Below are 14581 nucleotides of genomic sequence, written 5' to 3'. Positions count from 1 at the left end.
GCCCGTGAGACCGCCGTCACGTTCGACACGGCCGTGTTCACTCCGGAACGGCGCCGCCCGTGGCTGCACTCCTACCCCGAAGACGGCCCTCACCGCGTTCTGGTTGCCTGGACCGCCCAGCGAATCGCTGGATACGCGACAAGCCGCCGATTCCGCCCGAAACCGCCACCGCTCGCGCCCGGTCCCCACTCGTCCGAGCGAAATACGGGCATATGCCTTCGGCATGCTCTGGCACGGCCTAGCGTGCCTGGCGTGACCATACGCATCCCGCCAACGGGCCCCGACCTCGACCTCGACCAGGCCGTCTGGCGGGCCTGGCAGTCGATCGACCCTCCTGAGACCTTCCGCGTCGAGATCGTCGAGGGGTGCATCGAAATGTGGCGCGTGGGGTGTCCGTTCACACACGCCCTCACCGCGAACCGGCTGTGCCACCGGCTGGCATCGCACCTGAGGGACGGACCCTACGCACCTCGCATGGCGATGCACGTGGTCGGCGGCTACGAGGCCTGGGCTCCGGATGTTTTCGTCGCGCCGGACGACCTGACGGGGCACGCGGCGCGGGGAGGGCTTGGGATCGATGCGTCGACCGTGCCCTTGATCGCCGAAGTCGTGGCACCGGACCCTCGGGGCATCACCCGCGACCGCGTCCGCAAGCGGCGCGCGTACGCGCGTGCCGGGATCCCCGTGTACGTGCTCATCGACGACTACGACGGGCACGGCACCGTCAGCGTGCTGACCGGCCCCGTGCCCGGTGAGGCGCGGTACGCCTCCGAGGTGCGGATGCCCTACGGAACCGAGGTGATCGTCCCCGAAGGGCCCGCCAAGGGGTTCGTGATCGGCGAGGCGATCACGGGGGCGCTGCGGACCACGCCCTAGCCGAACTGGAGGGAGCGCTTCGAGAGGCCCATCCAGAAGCCGTCCACCGTGTCGCGGCGGGCCGTGAGGTCGCCGGCGGCTTCGGCCGCGCCGAGGGTGACGAAGAGCGGGGCGAAGTGTTCCGTGCGGGGGTGGGCCAGGCGGCCGGACGGGGATTTGGCCTCGAAGTCGAGCAGGGAGTCCAGGTCGCCGGCGGCCAGGGCCTCGTGGCCCCACGCGTCGAACTCCGCCGACCAGGCGGGCACGCCCGGGTGCCGCAGTGCGGCGAGGTTGTGGGTGAAGAAGCCGCTCCCGACGATCAGGATCCCCTCGTCGCGCAGGGGCGCCAGCTTGCGGCCGATGTCCATCAGGCGGCGCGGGTCCAGGGTCGGGAGGGAGATCTGGAGGACCGGTATGTCGGCCTCCGGGAACATCTCGACGAGGGGCACGTACGCACCGTGGTCGAGGCCGCGGTCCGGTATGTCCTGGACGGGGGTGCCGGGGGCCTGGAGGAGGCCGCGGACCGAGGCGGCGAGCCGCGGGGCGCCCGGGGCCTCGTAGCGGACCCGGTAGTAGTGCTCGGGGAAGCCCCAGAAGTCGTAGACGAGCGGGGTCGGCCGGGTGGCGCCGAGGGCGAGCGGGGCCTCCTCCCAGTGCGCGGAGACCATCAGGATCGCCGTCGGGCGCGGGAGCGTCGCGGACCAGGCGGCCAGTTCGCCCGGCCAGACCGGGTCGTCCGCGAGCGGCGGGGCTCCGTGGCTGAGGTAGAGGGCCGGCATGCGGGTCCCCTGCGGGAGCGCGCCCGGGGCATCCGTGGCGGTCGTCGCGCTCGGTGCGGTCGGGGGTACGGGGGTCATGGCGCTCCTCCTCGTCGGTGCGGGGCCGCACGAAAAGACTAACCCCGCTTGGTTCAAATTTGAACCAAGCGGGGTCTTCAGTCATTCCCGGTCATTCCCGCGCGGGCGCCCTGTCAGTGGGCGATCACCGGGACCTGGATCTCGGCGTCCTTGGCGACACCGGAGCCCGAGCCCGAACCGGAGGCCACCGGGCCGCTCGCGCCCGGACGGCCGGTGTTGATCAGGGTCAGCGCGATGGTCGAGCTCGCGACCAGGATCCCGACCGCCCACCAGATGGCGGAGGAGTAACCCTCGACCATGGCCTGCGCCTGGATCAGCTTGGCCGCCGCGCCGCCGCCGGCGGCCTCGGCCGCGTGGTCGGTCAGGTACGCGGTGGTCGCCGAGGCGGCGATGGTGTTCAGCAGCGCGGTGCCGATGGCGCCGCCGACCTGCTGCGAGGTGTTGACCATGGCGGAGGCGACACCGGCGTCGGCCGGGTTCACCCCGTGCGTGGCCAGGGACATGGCCGGCATGAACGCCGTACCCATGCCGAGGCCCAGCAGCAGCTGCGCCGGCAGGATCAGCGCCGGGTACGAGGACCCGACCTCGAGCTGGGTCAGCATCAGCATGCCGGTGGCGGCGAGCAGGAAGCCCGGGCCCATCAGCAGGCGCGGCGGGACGCGGGTCATCAGGCGGGCGCCGATCTGGGTGGAGCCCGTGATCATGCCCGCGATCATCGGCAGGAAGGCGAAGCCGGTCTTGACGGGCGAGAAGCCCTTCACGACCTGGAGGTAGTAGGTGAGGAAGAGGAACAGGCCGAACATCGCGATGACGGCCAGGCCCAGCGAGAGGTAGACACCGCCGCGGTTGCGCTCCAGCAGGACGCGCAGGGGCAGCAGCGGGGACTTGACCAGGGACTCGGTGAGCACGAAGCCCAGCAGCAGGACCGCGGCGGCGACGAACATCGCGATGGTCACGCCGTCCGACCAGCCGGCCGACTCGGCGCGCGTGAACCCGTACACCAGCGAGACGAGACCGAGCGTGGACAGGACCACGCCGGGGATGTCGAGCGGCGCGCGGTTGCGGGAGCCTGCGGGCTCGCGGATGACCATCCAGGCACCCACGGCCGCGATGATCGCGAAGGGGATGTTGACGAAGAAGGTCCAGCGCCAGTTGAGGTACTCGGTGAGGAAGCCGCCGAGGATCAGGCCGACGGCGCCGCCGCCGCCCGCGATCGCACCGTAGATGCCGAAGGCCTTGGCGCGCTCCTTGGCGTCGGTGAACATCACGGCGAGCAGGGAGAGGGCCGCCGGGGCGAGCAGCGCGCCGAAGGCACCCTGCAGGGCGCGGGCGCCCAGCATCATGGCCTCGCCGTTCGCGGCGCCGCCGAGCGCGGAGGCCAGGGCGAAGCCGATGAGACCGACGATGAAGGCGTTCTTGCGGCCCCACTTGTCGGCGATGCGGCCGCCGAAGAGGAGCAGTCCGCCGAAGGCCAGCGCGTACGCGGTGATGACCCACTGGCGGTTGCCGTCGGAGATGCCGAGGTCGGTCTGGGCGGAGGGGAGGGCGATGTTCACGATGGTCGCGTCGAGGACGACCATCAGCTGCGCCAGGGCTATGAAGACGAGTGCCTTCCAGCGGCTGGGATCGGCAGCCAGCGGGGGTGTCGCGGCTGTTTTCGGCATGGGGGTACCCACTTCACTGTGCGGAATGACTGAAAAAGGCTATTTCAGGAAGCTCGTGCGTGTCACATGGTTTTCTGCCTCAGGTCGTCCAACGTGGCGGCCGTGCCGGGCAGTTCGGAGCGGGCCGGAGCCCGCAGCCCGTCGAGGAACAGCTGGAGATGGCGGTGGGCGAAGCGGTCCGCGTCGAAGCAGCCGGTACCGGGGAGGGGGCGGCTGAGCTGGGACAGCGCGATCGTCAGGTCGCCGGCGCCGATGTCCGTACGGACCAGCCCGGCGTCCTGGCCGGCGGCCAGCAGGGTCTCGACGGCCACCCCCAACGCCTCGCTCGCCGCCAGGAGTTCGGGGTGTTCGCGGTCGAAGTCGTCGGTGAGCATGGGGCACAGGGCGCCGATCCGCTCGTCGGCGGCGGTGTGCGTGAAGCGGCACAGCGCGGCGAAGGCGTCCGGCTCCTCGGCGAGGGCCGCCTCGGCGGAGGCCGTGACCCGGCCCATGACGAAGAGGGCGACCTCGTGGACGAGGGTGCGGCGGTCGGGGAAGTGCCGGTAGAGGGTGGCGTTGCCGATGCCCGCGCGGCGGGCGATCTCGTCGAAGGGGGCCCCGGAGCCGAACTCGACGAGGATCTCGCGGGCGGCGGTCAGGATCCGCTCGCGGTTGCGGACGGCGTCGGCGCGCGGGCGCGGGACCGCCTTGCAGTCGGCGGACTGCGCCGGGGGCGCCGCCTGCGCCCCGCTCGCCGGAGCCGCGTTCGCGACCGGAGCCGCACTCGCCTCCGGAGCTGCGTTCGCCGCCGAAGCCGCGCTGGCCGCCGGAGCCGCGTTCGCGGTCTGCGCCAGGTCCACGGCCGCGCCCGGGACGGGCAGGGCCGTCGGTGCGGCGGTGGTGGGGCGCTTCATTCCGGGGCCTCCCTGGCGCGCTGACACGCCGGCGCGCTGGTCGATGCGTACGGCCCGCCCCAAACGGGGAGCCGGTCCCCACTTCGTGGGACTCACGTACAAACGGGGATCGGGTCCCCGGTTATTTCACTCGCCCGTGTGACCTGAGTCACACGGAGAGCTGCGCCGGTCATCGTTTGGCCTCTCCCGACGCGCGGGCGCGCCGCCGCCGTCGGAGGGTGATCGAACAGAGCGCAGACCGGGCAGGGCCGGCTGCCGCGGACCCGAAGGCGATCTCCATGCCGCAGACCCGCCACCGGATACGCAGATCACGCCGCACCAGCGCGTACATCGGCCTGACCGCGCTGGCCCTCGGCGTCACGGCGACGGCGAGCACGGGGATATCCGGCCGCCCCCACTCCGCGGCCGGGCCCGTGGCCACGACCGCCGAATCCGTTCTCGCACCGTGCCGGATCGCCGGCACGATGGGCGTGCAGATGTCCGAGGGCCTGCCGACCCCGCCCGGGTACTCCCGCTCGACCGGCGAGGTCCGGGCGCTGAACCTGATGATCGACTTCCCCGACGCCAAGGGCGAGGGCACGGCGCTCGACCGGCTGGCGGAGTTCTTCCCCAAGACCTCCGAGTGGTTCCGCACCAGTTCCTACGGCCGGCTCAGCTACCGGGCCGAGGCGCCGATAAGGACCTGGCTGCGCATGCCGATGCCGTTCGCGGCGTACGGGATCGAGCGCGGGTCCGCGTACGAGCCGGGCTACCGGCAGCTCGTCGAGCACATCGCGAAGGCCGCCGATTCCGAGGTGGACTTCAGCCGGTACGACCTGATCAACATCCTGGTGACCCCGAACGCCGGGCCGTCCGCCCTGGACACGGTCCTGTCGGTGACCTTCTCGGGCAACGGCGAGGCGCCGGTGGCCGACGGGGTGCCGCTCGCCAACACGTCCTTCGTCTACAGCCGGCAGGACGACGGCTCGGGCACCTACCGGGAGACCGGCTACCGGGTGCTGCCCCACGAGAACGGGCACGTCTTCGGCCTGCCGGACCTGTACACCGCCGACGGCGGGGGCACGGTCGGGCACTGGGACATCATGAGCGAGGACTGGGGCGCCAACAACGACCTGCTGGGCTGGCACAAGTGGAAGCTGGGCTGGCTGGACGTCGCGCAGATCAGCTGTGCGTCGAAGTCGGGCCCCAGCGACCACACGCTGTCGCCGCTGGCGGTGGCGGGCGGGAAGAAGCTGGCCTTCGTACCGCTGTCGGAGAGCGCCGGGTACGCGGTGGAGGTGCGGACGCAGGCGGGGAACGACGAAGCCGTCTGCAAGCCCGGCGTCCTCATCTACAAGGTGGACTCGGACGTGGACACCGGGCGCGGCCCGGTGACGGTGTCGGACAGCGCGGGCGGGAGCGGCGGCTGTACGCGGCGGCCCAATGTGCACGCGGAGCTGTCGGACGCGCCGTTCCGGCCGGGCGAGACGTTCACCGACGAGAAGGCGGGCGTCAGCATCTCGGTGGTGGGGGAACTGCGGAACGGGAGCTACCAGGTGCGGATCACCCGGCCGTAGCCGTTGCGCTCCGCCGGGGCGGGCCGTGATCCCGTTCCGCCGGGTCGGGACCGTTCCGCCGGTGCTCGGGGGCGTCCCTTCCCGGGGCCGGGGGGGTGGGGCGGTGCCGCTCCGGAGCGTCTCCTCGTCCTCGCGCACCAAGGCTGTGCTGCGTGGCGTAAGGGTGGTTGCGCGCTCGTCCTGCGGGGACCCTCCTGCGCGTCCCCGCCCCACGGCCGGCTTCGGCCGTCCGGGGAGATCAGGATTCGAGAAGCGCCGGTCGGGAGGGCGGAGTTAGCGTGGCGGGCATGGACATCACCATCCACACCACGGCCCTCCCGCACGACGACCCGGACGCCTCCCTGGCCTTCTACCGCGACACCCTCGGCTTCGAGGTCCGCAGCGACGTCGGGCACGGCAAGATGCGCTGGATCACGGTCGGCCCCGTCGGCCGGCCCGGCACGTCGATCCTCCTGGCGCCGCCCGCCGCCGACCCCGGGATCACCGAGGACGAGCGCCGCACCATCCTCGAAATGATGGCCAAGGGCACCTACGGCTGGATCCTGCTGGCCACCCGGGACCTCGACGGCACCTTCGAGAAGGTGCAGGCCGGCGACGCCGAGGTCGTCCAGGAGCCGACCGAGCAGCCGTACGGCGTGCGCGACTGCGCCTTCCGCGACCCCGCGGGCAACCTGATCCGCATCCAAGAGCTCCGCTGAGCAGTCGGGGAAGGAGTCCTCATCGTGTGTCATCCCTCATGGGCGCGCGCACTCACGGCCGCGCAGCACCTGCGCGACCTCGCGCGACTGCGCCGCGTCCGCGACCGGATCGACCGGGAGTACGCGCGGCCGCTGGACGTCGAGGCGCTCGCCCGCGGCGCGGGCATGGCGCCCGGGCACCTCAGCCGGCAGTTCCGGCTCGCCTACGGCCTCTCGCCGTACGCGTATGTGGTGGCGCGCCGCACCGAGCGCGCGGCGGTCACCGCGCTCTCGGCCGGACCGGTCAGGAATCGAGAAGCACTTGCGACCGCGCCGGACCTAGCGTGATGGACATGAACTCCATCGCATCCGTCACCCTCGAGGTGGCCGACACCACGGCCGCCGACCGCTTCTACACCGCCTTCGGTCTGGGCGCCCAGGTCCGCCTGCGGGCCTCGGAGGCACCGACCACCGGCTTCCGCGGCTTCGCGCTGGCGCTCACGGTGGCCCAGCCGGCCGACGTCAACGCCTTCCTCGACGCCGCCCTCGCCGCCGGTGCCACCTCCCTGAAACCCGCCAAGAAGTCGTTCTGGGGCTACGGCGGCGTGGTCCAGGCCCCCGACGGGACGATCTGGAAGGTCGCGTCGTCGGAGAAGAAGGACACCGGCCCGGCCACCCGGCAGATCGACGAGATCGTGCTCCTGCTGGGCGCCTCGGACGTGACCGCGACCAAGCGGTTCTACGTCGAACACGGCCTCACCGTGGAGAAGAGCTTCGGCAGCAAGTACGTCCAGTTCGCCGCCCCCGCGTCCTCCGTCAAGCTCGCCCTGTACGGGCGCCGCGCCCTCGCCAAGGAGGTCGGCGTGCCCGCCGACGGCACCGGATCGCACCGGCTGATGCTGGGCAGCGCCGCCGGGCCCTTCACCGACCCCGACGGCTTTGCCTGGGAAGCCGCGTCGCTGACGACCACCGCCTGATTCACACCCCGAACCCGGAGAGGAACCTGCCATGAAGGCCACACAGACGTCCGAGAAGTACGACGGATTCACCGACGACGAGCGGGACGCGATGAAGGAGCGCGCCAAGGAGCTGAAGACGGCCGCGCGTCGCGGGACCCGCGCGGCCAAGGCGGACACGGAGGGCGAGGTCCTCGCGAAGATCGCCGAGATGCCGGACGCGGACCGCGTCCTCGCCGAGCGGCTCCACGCCATCGTCAAGGCCGGCGCCCCGGACCTCACGCCGAAGCTCTGGTACGGCATGCCCGCCTACGCCAGGAACGGCAAGGTCGTCTGCTTCTTCCAGAGCGCGCAGAAGTTCAAGACGCGCTACGCCACGCTCGGCTTCAGCGACCAGGCGGACCTCGACGACGGCACCATGTGGCCGACCACCTACGCCCTGACGAAGCTGACCGCCGCCGACGAGGCGCGCATCGGCGAGCTCATCAAGAAGGCGGCGGGCTGAGGCCGGTGCTCCTCGTGAGCGCGCAGGGTTGATCCAATATGGGGGCGCACCCGCGGAGCGCGATCCGCTAGGCTGTCTGCGGCGCCTTCGTAGCTCAGGGGATAGAGCACGGCTCTCCTAAAGCCGGTGTCGCAGGTTCGAATCCTGCCGAGGGCACGATCCGAGGACCCCCAGCCGAATTTCGGCTGGGGGTCCTCGTCGTCATGTGGTTTTATGGCGCACGTGTCGCGTGACGCCGCCTACTGAGATGTGGGCCGGGCGGTGGTTGGGCAGGCACCTGTTTTCGAAGGACCGGGCCCATGGGCGTCTACGCCGCCGGCTACGGGTGATCTCCCTCGGTTGTTTCGCTGCCATCGCACGCACACACACCGTGAGGGATCCACACTCCGTGTCATTCACATCTTTCGATTCGTTCAATCAGTCCGTCGTCGAGGAGTTCCGGGGGAACGCCGGGCGCGTCGGCGGCCCCTTCGAGGGGGCCCGGCTTCTGCTGCTCACCACCACTGGGGCGAGGTCCGGGAAACGGCACACCGTTCCGCTCGGCTTCGTCCGGGAAGAGGGCGGCGGCGGGCCGCTGTTCGTCGTCGCGTCCAACCTCGGGGCCGACCGGCACCCCGCCTGGTATCACAATCTGCTCGCGCGTCCCCTCGTAGAGGTCGAGACCGGGACCGAGGAGTACGAGGCCGTCGCCGTGCCCGCCGTCGGGGCGCGGCGGGCCGAGCTGTTCGCGCACGTCGTACGGGAGCAGCCGGGGTACGGGGAGTACCAGGCGCGCACCGCGCGGGAGATTCCCGTCGTGGGCCTGCAGCGGACGCACGAAGTGCCCGCCGGGGAGGGCGGGATCGCCGGGAAGCTGCTCGAAGTGCACGGCTGGCTGCGGGCGCAGCTGGCCCTCGTACGGGAGGAGGCGCGCGGCGGCGGGCCCGGCGGGCTCGGGATGCAGCTGCGCCAGCACTGCCTGGCCTTCTGCCACTCGCTGGAGTTCCACCACAGGAGCGAGGACGCGGGGTTGTTCCCGCACCTGGAGCAACAGCATCCCCATATGCGGGAGTTCTTCCGGCGGGTCGGTGCCGAGCACCGTGTCATCGCGCGGCTGCAGGAGGAGCTGGTGCGGGTGCTGGACGGGCCCGCGGACGGGTTCGGCGGGCTGGTGGAGCGGATGAGCCGGGAGTTGGAGGCTCATCTCGACGCCGAGGAGGCGGAGTTGCTGCCGGTGTTGCGGGCCCTGGGAGGCTGAGGCGGCCCTCGGCGCCGGGCCGGTGGGTGGGCCGGTGGGTCGGTGGGTCGGTGGGTCGCCCGCCGGCCCGGCGCCGCCCTCGTCCGGTCCCGCCGGGTTCACGCCACCAGGTCGGCGTAGAGGATGACGTTGTTGGTGCGGTGGCCGTCCTTGATCTCGCCGCCGCAGGTCAGCAGGCGCAGCTCGGGGCGGGCGGTGTCCCCGTAGACCTTGTCGGTCGGGAAGTCCTTCTTGTTCACGTCCTCGATCTCGCGGATCTTGAACTCGGCCGTCTTCCCGTCCTCGCGCGGGACTTCGATCAGGTCGCCGAGCTTGATGTTCTTGACGTCCTTCATCAGCGCCGGCCCGTACTTGGTGTCGAAGTGCGCGACGAGCACGGCGGGGCCCTGCTCCCCCGGGGTGACGCCCTCGGTCCACCAGCCGGGGTTGTCGGCGTCGGTGTCGGCGTTGGGCACGCCGAGCTCGCCGGTGGCCGGGTCCACCTTGAGGTCGACCATCCTCTTCGCGTCCACGCCCGCCGCGTCGATCTTCATGCCGGTCGGCTTGGAGCGGGGCAGCGCCGGGGCCGCGGTGGCGGCGGCCGGGGTGGCGGTGCTGCCGACCTTGGGGTCGGGGGCAGCTGGGCGCCGGCGGTGCCGGTGCCGCCGCAGGCCGCGAGGGTGCCGGTGAGGGCGGCGGCGAGGGCTGCGGTCGTCACCGCACGGCGGGTACGGGTCCGGGTACGGGCGCTGCGATCGGGGGCGAGAGTGCTGGGCATGGACGTGACGTTACGGGGGCCGTGTGTGGGTAGTCCGTCGGCAATGTAACGGTTGTCCGGAAGCTCCCCCGCGAAGACGTCAAGGACCGGGAAAGGACCAAAGTCCCTGGTCAGAGACGCACGAAGCCCTCCCGGCCGGAACCGGAAGGGCCACGCCATCGCACGGAATCAGCTCAGGCCCCTGCTGCGCTCGCCGATACGGTCACCCTGTGGGGTGCCGGCCCGCTTGAGGGCCGCCTTGGTGTGCGCACCGCCCTTGACCTTGCTCCGTACCGGACCCTCGAAGCCGTGACCCGGCAGACGCGGCAGCTGGACCTGCTCCTGCGCCTTCGCGATGGCCGCCTGGACGTCCTGCTTCTGCTCTTTGCTCATCCCGTCGTCAACTCCCTCGGGAAGCACCCAATCGGACTACTCGGATCGTATGCACATATAGGGATGAACGCACCCGGACCGGCGCGTAACAATCCGGGGAACGGGCGACGGGCGGGCAGCGGTCAAGGCCGGGGCGGAGTCGGCCGCTCCGGGACCCCCAGCGCGGCGTTGACCAGCTCCTGCGGGCAGGGCGTACCGCGCGGGAGCTGGTACTTCGCCGCCACCCGGTACTCCCCCGGCGCCGGCGCCAGCAGCTCCGTCCACACGTCGCCCGCGTCGTCCGGGGCCGCCTTGAAGAGGCACCCGGCCGCGTTCGCGTACTCCTTCGGCACGGACCCCCGCGCCTTCGACGCGAAGGACTCCTGCGGCGGCGCCACCGCCTTGCCCGCCCCGTCCACCAGCCCCAGCCACGGCGAGTGCGGGATCCGGACCGTCACCCGCCCGGCCCGCTTCACGTCGATGACGAGCTGGTCGGCACCCGCCCGCACCACCGTCGCCTGGCCGGCCACCAGATCCGTCGGCGCGTCGACCTTGAAGAGCCGCCAGTTCGCGTCGCCCCACACCTGCTGGAGGTACGGGAGCCCGCCGCCCACCAGCCGCGCCTCGTCCTCGCCGCCCGAGTCCGGCTTGTCCGCGGGCAGCACCACGTAGTGCACGGCCCAGCGCTGCAGCCACTCGCGGTAGCTGTCGGCGGTGAGGGTGTCGTCGTAGAAGAGCGGGTTCCGCTCCAGGTCGGCCTGCCGGTTCCAGCCGCGCGCGAGGTTCACGTACGAGGGGAAGGCGGAGGACTCGCGATGACTGCTGGCCGGGACCACCTCGACCCGGCCGCGGTCGGCGCCCGCCTTCTGGAGCTGGTCGACGAGCGGGGCCAGCTCCCGGTTCCAGGCGGCCACCGGGGTGGTGCGCACGATGTCCGTGATGCTGTTGGTGGTGATCCAGATGTTCATTCCGGCGAAGGCCAGCGCCAGCGCGTACCAGCGCCGCGAGCGCGGAAACGCGTACGGGAGGGCCGCGAGCAGCACCGCCCCGCCGAAGAGCATGATCAGCCGGGTGACGTTCGAGCCGATCTGGGAGTCGATCGCCCAGGTCAGGAAGGTGCCGAAGGCGTACACGGCGGAGGCGATCCGGACCGTCTTCCAGCGCTTGGGCACCAGGAAGAGGATCGCCAGCGCGAACACGAACGGCAGCCAGGCCGAGCCCAGCTTCATCGGCTGCGTCCCGGAGAAGGGGAACAGCCAGGCCGACAGCCCGACGACGGCCACGGGAGCCAGCCCCAGCGCGTACGCACCCGGGCGCCGGCCGCTCAGGAACAGCGCGGCCGCGATCACCCCGAGGAAGAGCCCGGCCACCGGACTGGAGGCGGTCGCGAGCCCGGCCAGCGGCGCCGCCACGGCGGCCTTGGCCCAGCGGCGCTCCGCCCACTTGCGGGGCCAGCAGAAGACGGCGGCGACGGCGCCGAGCGCGAACATCACGCCGAGCCCGAAGGTGACGCGGCCCGACAGGGCGTTGCAGAGCAGCCCGTACACCCCGGCCAGGGCGGGCCACAGGGGCTCGCGCACGGCGCCGCGGCAGCGGGTCAGGATCAGCGCGAACAGCCCGGCCGAGACGGTGCCCGCGATCATCATCGTGGTCCGGACGCCGAGCATGTGCATGAGGTACGGGGAGACCACGCTGTACGAGACGGGGTGCATGCCCCCGTACCAGGCGAGGTTGTACGCCGAATCGGGATGGCGGCCCACGAACTCGGCCCAGGCGTCCTGCGCGGCGAGGTCGCCGCCGCTGTTGGCGAAGCTGTAGAACCAGGCGACGTGCAGCACCCCCGCGAGGAGGGTGGCTACGGCGACCGGGTGGCGGCGGAGCCAGTCGAGGCCGCGGCGCCCTATGCCGCCGGCCGGCGGGGCGGGATCGGCCGCCGGGTCGGCCGCGGTCGCCGCCGGGGCGCCGCCCGCCCGGCGTCGGTCCTGCTGCTCAGCGGTGGTCACGGCCGCACTCCCCAACACCTCGGTCCACCCACTACGGTCCCGCTCCCAAGACGCGTTCCGGCGCCCCGGGGTTGCCCGGGACGCCGGATCCACGCTGCCACCGGCCGTCAGCCGACGCGCGTCAGCTTGCTGCCGATGCCCGGCGCGGCGAGGTCGCTCTGCAGCGCCACCGGCACCTTCACCTGGCTGGCGCCCTCGCCCACGGTGAGCATGCCGATCTCCGTGCCGGCCTTGGCCGTCTGCGGGAGCTTGCCGCCGCCGTCGGCGAGCTTCACGTTCACGGTGAGCGTGGCCCAGCCGATCGCCTGCACGTCGGCGGTGGCGACGACCTTCGTCCGGCCGCCGAGCCCGTCGTCCACGTAGCCGACGACATCGCCCTTCTTCACCACGGGCGCGCCTTCGAGGGACTTCTGGGTGGCGATCATGAGCTGCTTGCTCGCGGCGAGCACGCTGTCGATGATCGGCGGCTTGTGCTGGCCGAGGACGGCTCCGACGATCAGCTGGTTGGTGTTGCCGATCTTCTTCTGGGCGGCGAAGAGGAGGTTTCCGCCGGCCTTCGTCGTCGTACCGGTCTTGATGCCGAGCGCGTCGTTGTACGGGACCAGGCCGTTCCAGTTCCGCCACTCCTTGCCCGACGGGTCGATCCACTTGGGCTTCTTCGTGATGTCGAGCAGGGTCTCCATCTCGACGAGCTTCAGACCCAGCTTCACCTGGTCCTCGGCGGTGCTGACCGTGGTCGCGTCCAGGCCCGAGGGGTCGGTGTACGTGGTGTTGGCCATGCCGAGTTCCTTGGCGGTGTCGTTCATCTTCTTGACGAACGCCTCCTGGGAACCGGAGTCCCAGCGCGCGAGCAGCCGCGCGATGTTGTTGGCCGACGGGATCATGAGGGCCGCGATCGCGTCGTACTCCGAGATCTTGTCGCCCTCCTTGACCGTGTCGAGGGTGGACTCGTTGTCGGTCGAGTTGTTCTTCTTGCCCTCGGTCTCGGCCGTCTTGTCGACGTCGATCATCGCGCCCTTCTCACCCTTCTTTATGGGGTGGTCGCGCAGGATGATGTACGCCGTCATCGACTTGGTGACGCTCGCGATCGGCACGGGCTTCTGCTCGCCGGACTGTCCGAGCGTGCCGAGGCCGGCGGCGGCCATGTAGGCCTGGCCGTCGCTGGGCCAGGGCAGCTCGGGCTTGGAGCCGCCGAAGGTGTACGAGGACTGCGCGGTCATCACGAGCTGCGGCTGGGGCAGGGGGCGCACCAGCTGTACGACGGCGAGGATGATCGCCAGGAGCACGGCGATCGGGAAGTAGATCTTGAACCGCCGGATGGCGGTGCGCATCGGGCTCGGCGGCGGGGGCGGGTTGTTGGTGAGGTCCGCCAGCATGTCGAGCGGCGGCTTGGGCGGCAGCGGCTGCTGGGTGGTCCGCTCGGCGTTCTCCGCGGGGGTCCGGGTCGGGGCCGGCGTAGCGCTCTGCGCGGAGGGCGGCGCGGGGGGCTTCGGCTGCTGCCCGGGCTCGTCGCTCCGCAGCGGTACGAAGGTACTGGCCTTGGGCTTGACGGCCCGGAACACGGCGGTGCGCTCGGAGTCGGCCGCTTCCCCGGCGGGGGCATCGGGCTTGGCCTTGGCACTCTCGCCCGGTGCCGCCGTGGGCTTCACCGCGCGGAACACCGCGGTGCGCTCGGAGTCGGCCGGCTCCGAAGCGGAAGCGTCGGGCTTGGCCTTGGTGGCCTCGGCCGGAGCCTCGGACTTGGCGTCAGCGGCAGGCGCGGCCGGCGCGGGCTTCACCGCCCGGAACACGGCAGTGCGCTCCGAGTCCGCGACCTCGCCTGCGGCGGGCGAAGCCGGAGCACCAGCAGAACCGGAATCCGCCTTCACGGCCTCGCCGACGGAGGAACCCGACGCGGAATCGGAGCCCTTGCCGACGCGGGGCGCGGCAGCACGGCCCGAGCCGACGGGCCCCTCGGCCGAAGACTCCGACGCGGAGCCGGAAGCCTTGGCGGCGCGGGGCGCGGCAGTGCGCTCCGAATCAGCACGCTCCTCGACCGGTGCATCCGACACCGAAGCGGAATCCTTGCGGATACGGAACGCGGCCGTGCGATCCGAGGCGACAGGCCCCTCAGCCGAAGACTCCGACGCGGAGCCGGAAGCCTTGGCGGCGCGGGGCGCGGCAGTGGACTCCGAGTCAGCACGCTCCTCGACCGGTGCATCCGACACCGAAGCGGAATCCTTGCGGATACGGAACGCGGCCGTGCGATCCGAGGCGACAGGCCCCTCAGC

13 protein-coding genes, 1 tRNA gene and 1 pseudogene are annotated in these 14581 nt (G+C 71.7%); 8 read left to right on the top strand and 7 right to left on the bottom strand.

Annotated elements, in window-relative coordinates; translation table 11 throughout:
• Positions 1–252: 252 nt before the first annotated feature.
• Positions 253–876, top strand: a complete 624-nt coding sequence (locus tag ACFWBN_RS18830) for a Uma2 family endonuclease (protein ID WP_385177991.1) — start codon at positions 253–255, stop codon at positions 874–876.
• Here ACFWBN_RS18830 and ACFWBN_RS18825 read toward each other — a convergent pair.
• The 3 genes from ACFWBN_RS18825 to ACFWBN_RS18815 all read right to left on the bottom strand — a co-directional run bounded on the left by ACFWBN_RS18825 (position 873) and on the right by ACFWBN_RS18815 (position 4215).
• Complete coding sequence (locus ACFWBN_RS18825) at positions 873–1634, bottom strand: dioxygenase (protein ID WP_385178087.1); 762 nt, start codon at positions 1632–1634, stop codon at positions 873–875. The two genes, ACFWBN_RS18830 and ACFWBN_RS18825, sit on opposite strands and share 4 nt — an antisense overlap.
• A gap of 191 nt (positions 1635–1825) precedes the next feature.
• Positions 1826–3376 carry an MFS transporter gene (locus ACFWBN_RS18820; RefSeq protein ID WP_385177990.1) on the bottom strand — a complete coding sequence of 517 codons (1551 nt, stop codon included), beginning with the start codon at positions 3374–3376 and terminating at the stop codon, positions 1826–1828.
• Positions 3377–3438: 62 nt separating this feature from the next.
• Positions 3439–4215, bottom strand: coding sequence for a TetR/AcrR family transcriptional regulator (locus ACFWBN_RS18815; RefSeq protein WP_385178086.1), 777 nt, complete (start codon positions 4213–4215; stop codon positions 3439–3441).
• Positions 4216–4547: 332 nt separating this feature from the next.
• Between ACFWBN_RS18815 and ACFWBN_RS18810 the strand changes: the two genes are divergently transcribed.
• From ACFWBN_RS18810 to ACFWBN_RS18780, 7 genes and pseudogenes are all read left to right on the top strand, one after another.
• Positions 4548–5825 (top strand): M6 family metalloprotease domain-containing protein, encoded by a 1278-nt coding sequence (locus ACFWBN_RS18810; protein ID WP_385177989.1) that lies wholly within the window; start codon positions 4548–4550, stop codon positions 5823–5825.
• Between the two features lie 287 nt (positions 5826–6112).
• On the top strand, positions 6113–6523 hold the full coding sequence (locus tag ACFWBN_RS18805; RefSeq protein ID WP_385177988.1) for a VOC family protein: 411 nt from the start codon (positions 6113–6115) through the stop codon (positions 6521–6523).
• A 24-nt stretch (positions 6524–6547) separates the two neighbouring features.
• A pseudogene (locus ACFWBN_RS18800) lies at positions 6548–6778 on the top strand (AraC family transcriptional regulator); the annotation flags it as partial.
• Positions 6779–6855: 77 nt separating this feature from the next.
• Complete coding sequence (locus tag ACFWBN_RS18795) at positions 6856–7479, top strand: glyoxalase (RefSeq protein ID WP_385177986.1); 624 nt, start codon at positions 6856–6858, stop codon at positions 7477–7479.
• 31 nt (positions 7480–7510) lie between these two features.
• The gene (locus ACFWBN_RS18790) at positions 7511–7963 is read left to right on the top strand and encodes an iron chaperone (protein ID WP_385177984.1); all 453 of its coding nucleotides are present in this window, start codon (positions 7511–7513) and stop codon (positions 7961–7963) included.
• A gap of 83 nt (positions 7964–8046) precedes the next feature.
• Positions 8047–8119: transfer RNA gene (locus ACFWBN_RS18785), tRNA-Arg, on the top strand.
• A gap of 232 nt (positions 8120–8351) precedes the next feature.
• Positions 8352–9200 carry a nitroreductase/quinone reductase family protein gene (locus tag ACFWBN_RS18780; RefSeq protein WP_385177982.1) on the top strand — a complete coding sequence of 283 codons (849 nt, stop codon included), beginning with the start codon at positions 8352–8354 and terminating at the stop codon, positions 9198–9200.
• Between the two features lie 98 nt (positions 9201–9298).
• Here the strand turns inward: ACFWBN_RS18780 and ACFWBN_RS18775 are convergent, their stop codons facing one another.
• The 4 genes from ACFWBN_RS18775 to ACFWBN_RS18760 form a co-directional block, all read right to left on the bottom strand.
• Positions 9299–9733: a sortase domain-bontaining protein gene (locus ACFWBN_RS18775; protein ID WP_385177980.1), complete on the bottom strand. Its 435-nt coding sequence runs from the start codon at positions 9731–9733 to the stop codon at positions 9299–9301.
• A gap of 392 nt (positions 9734–10125) precedes the next feature.
• Entirely contained in the window at positions 10126–10329 is a 204-nt protein-coding gene (locus tag ACFWBN_RS18770; RefSeq protein ID WP_385177978.1) for a hypothetical protein, read from the bottom strand.
• Positions 10330–10451: 122 nt separating this feature from the next.
• The gene (locus ACFWBN_RS18765; protein ID WP_385177976.1) at positions 10452–12329 is read right to left on the bottom strand and encodes an MFS transporter; all 1878 of its coding nucleotides are present in this window, start codon (positions 12327–12329) and stop codon (positions 10452–10454) included.
• Between the two features lie 89 nt (positions 12330–12418).
• The gene (locus ACFWBN_RS18760) at positions 12419–14362 is read right to left on the bottom strand and encodes a hypothetical protein (protein ID WP_385177974.1); all 1944 of its coding nucleotides are present in this window, start codon (positions 14360–14362) and stop codon (positions 12419–12421) included.
• Positions 14363–14581 lie beyond the last annotated feature (219 nt).

The organism is Streptomyces sp. NPDC059989 (genome assembly GCF_042736975.1).
Taxonomy (GTDB): domain Bacteria; phylum Actinomycetota; class Actinomycetes; order Streptomycetales; family Streptomycetaceae; genus Streptomyces.
The sequence above is the reverse complement of the archived record's forward strand: the minus strand, read 5'-3'. Positions and strand labels throughout refer to the sequence as shown.

Coding starts and splice junctions, on each gene's coding strand:
- ACFWBN_RS18825 (WP_385178087.1), bottom strand. CDS start 1,634: ATGCCGGCCCTCTACCTCAGCCACGGAGCCCCGCCGCTCGCGGACGAC.
- ACFWBN_RS18820 (WP_385177990.1), bottom strand. CDS start 3,376: ATGCCGAAAACAGCCGCGACACCCCCGCTGGCTGCCGATCCCAGCCGC.
- ACFWBN_RS18810 (WP_385177989.1), top strand. CDS start 4,548: ATGCCGCAGACCCGCCACCGGATACGCAGATCACGCCGCACCAGCGCG.
- ACFWBN_RS18805 (WP_385177988.1), top strand. CDS start 6,113: ATGGACATCACCATCCACACCACGGCCCTCCCGCACGACGACCCGGAC.
- ACFWBN_RS18795 (WP_385177986.1), top strand. CDS start 6,856: ATGAACTCCATCGCATCCGTCACCCTCGAGGTGGCCGACACCACGGCC.
- ACFWBN_RS18790 (WP_385177984.1), top strand. CDS start 7,511: ATGAAGGCCACACAGACGTCCGAGAAGTACGACGGATTCACCGACGAC.
- ACFWBN_RS18775 (WP_385177980.1), bottom strand. CDS start 9,733: ATGAAGATCGACGCGGCGGGCGTGGACGCGAAGAGGATGGTCGACCTC.
- ACFWBN_RS18770 (WP_385177978.1), bottom strand. CDS start 10,329: ATGAGCAAAGAGCAGAAGCAGGACGTCCAGGCGGCCATCGCGAAGGCG.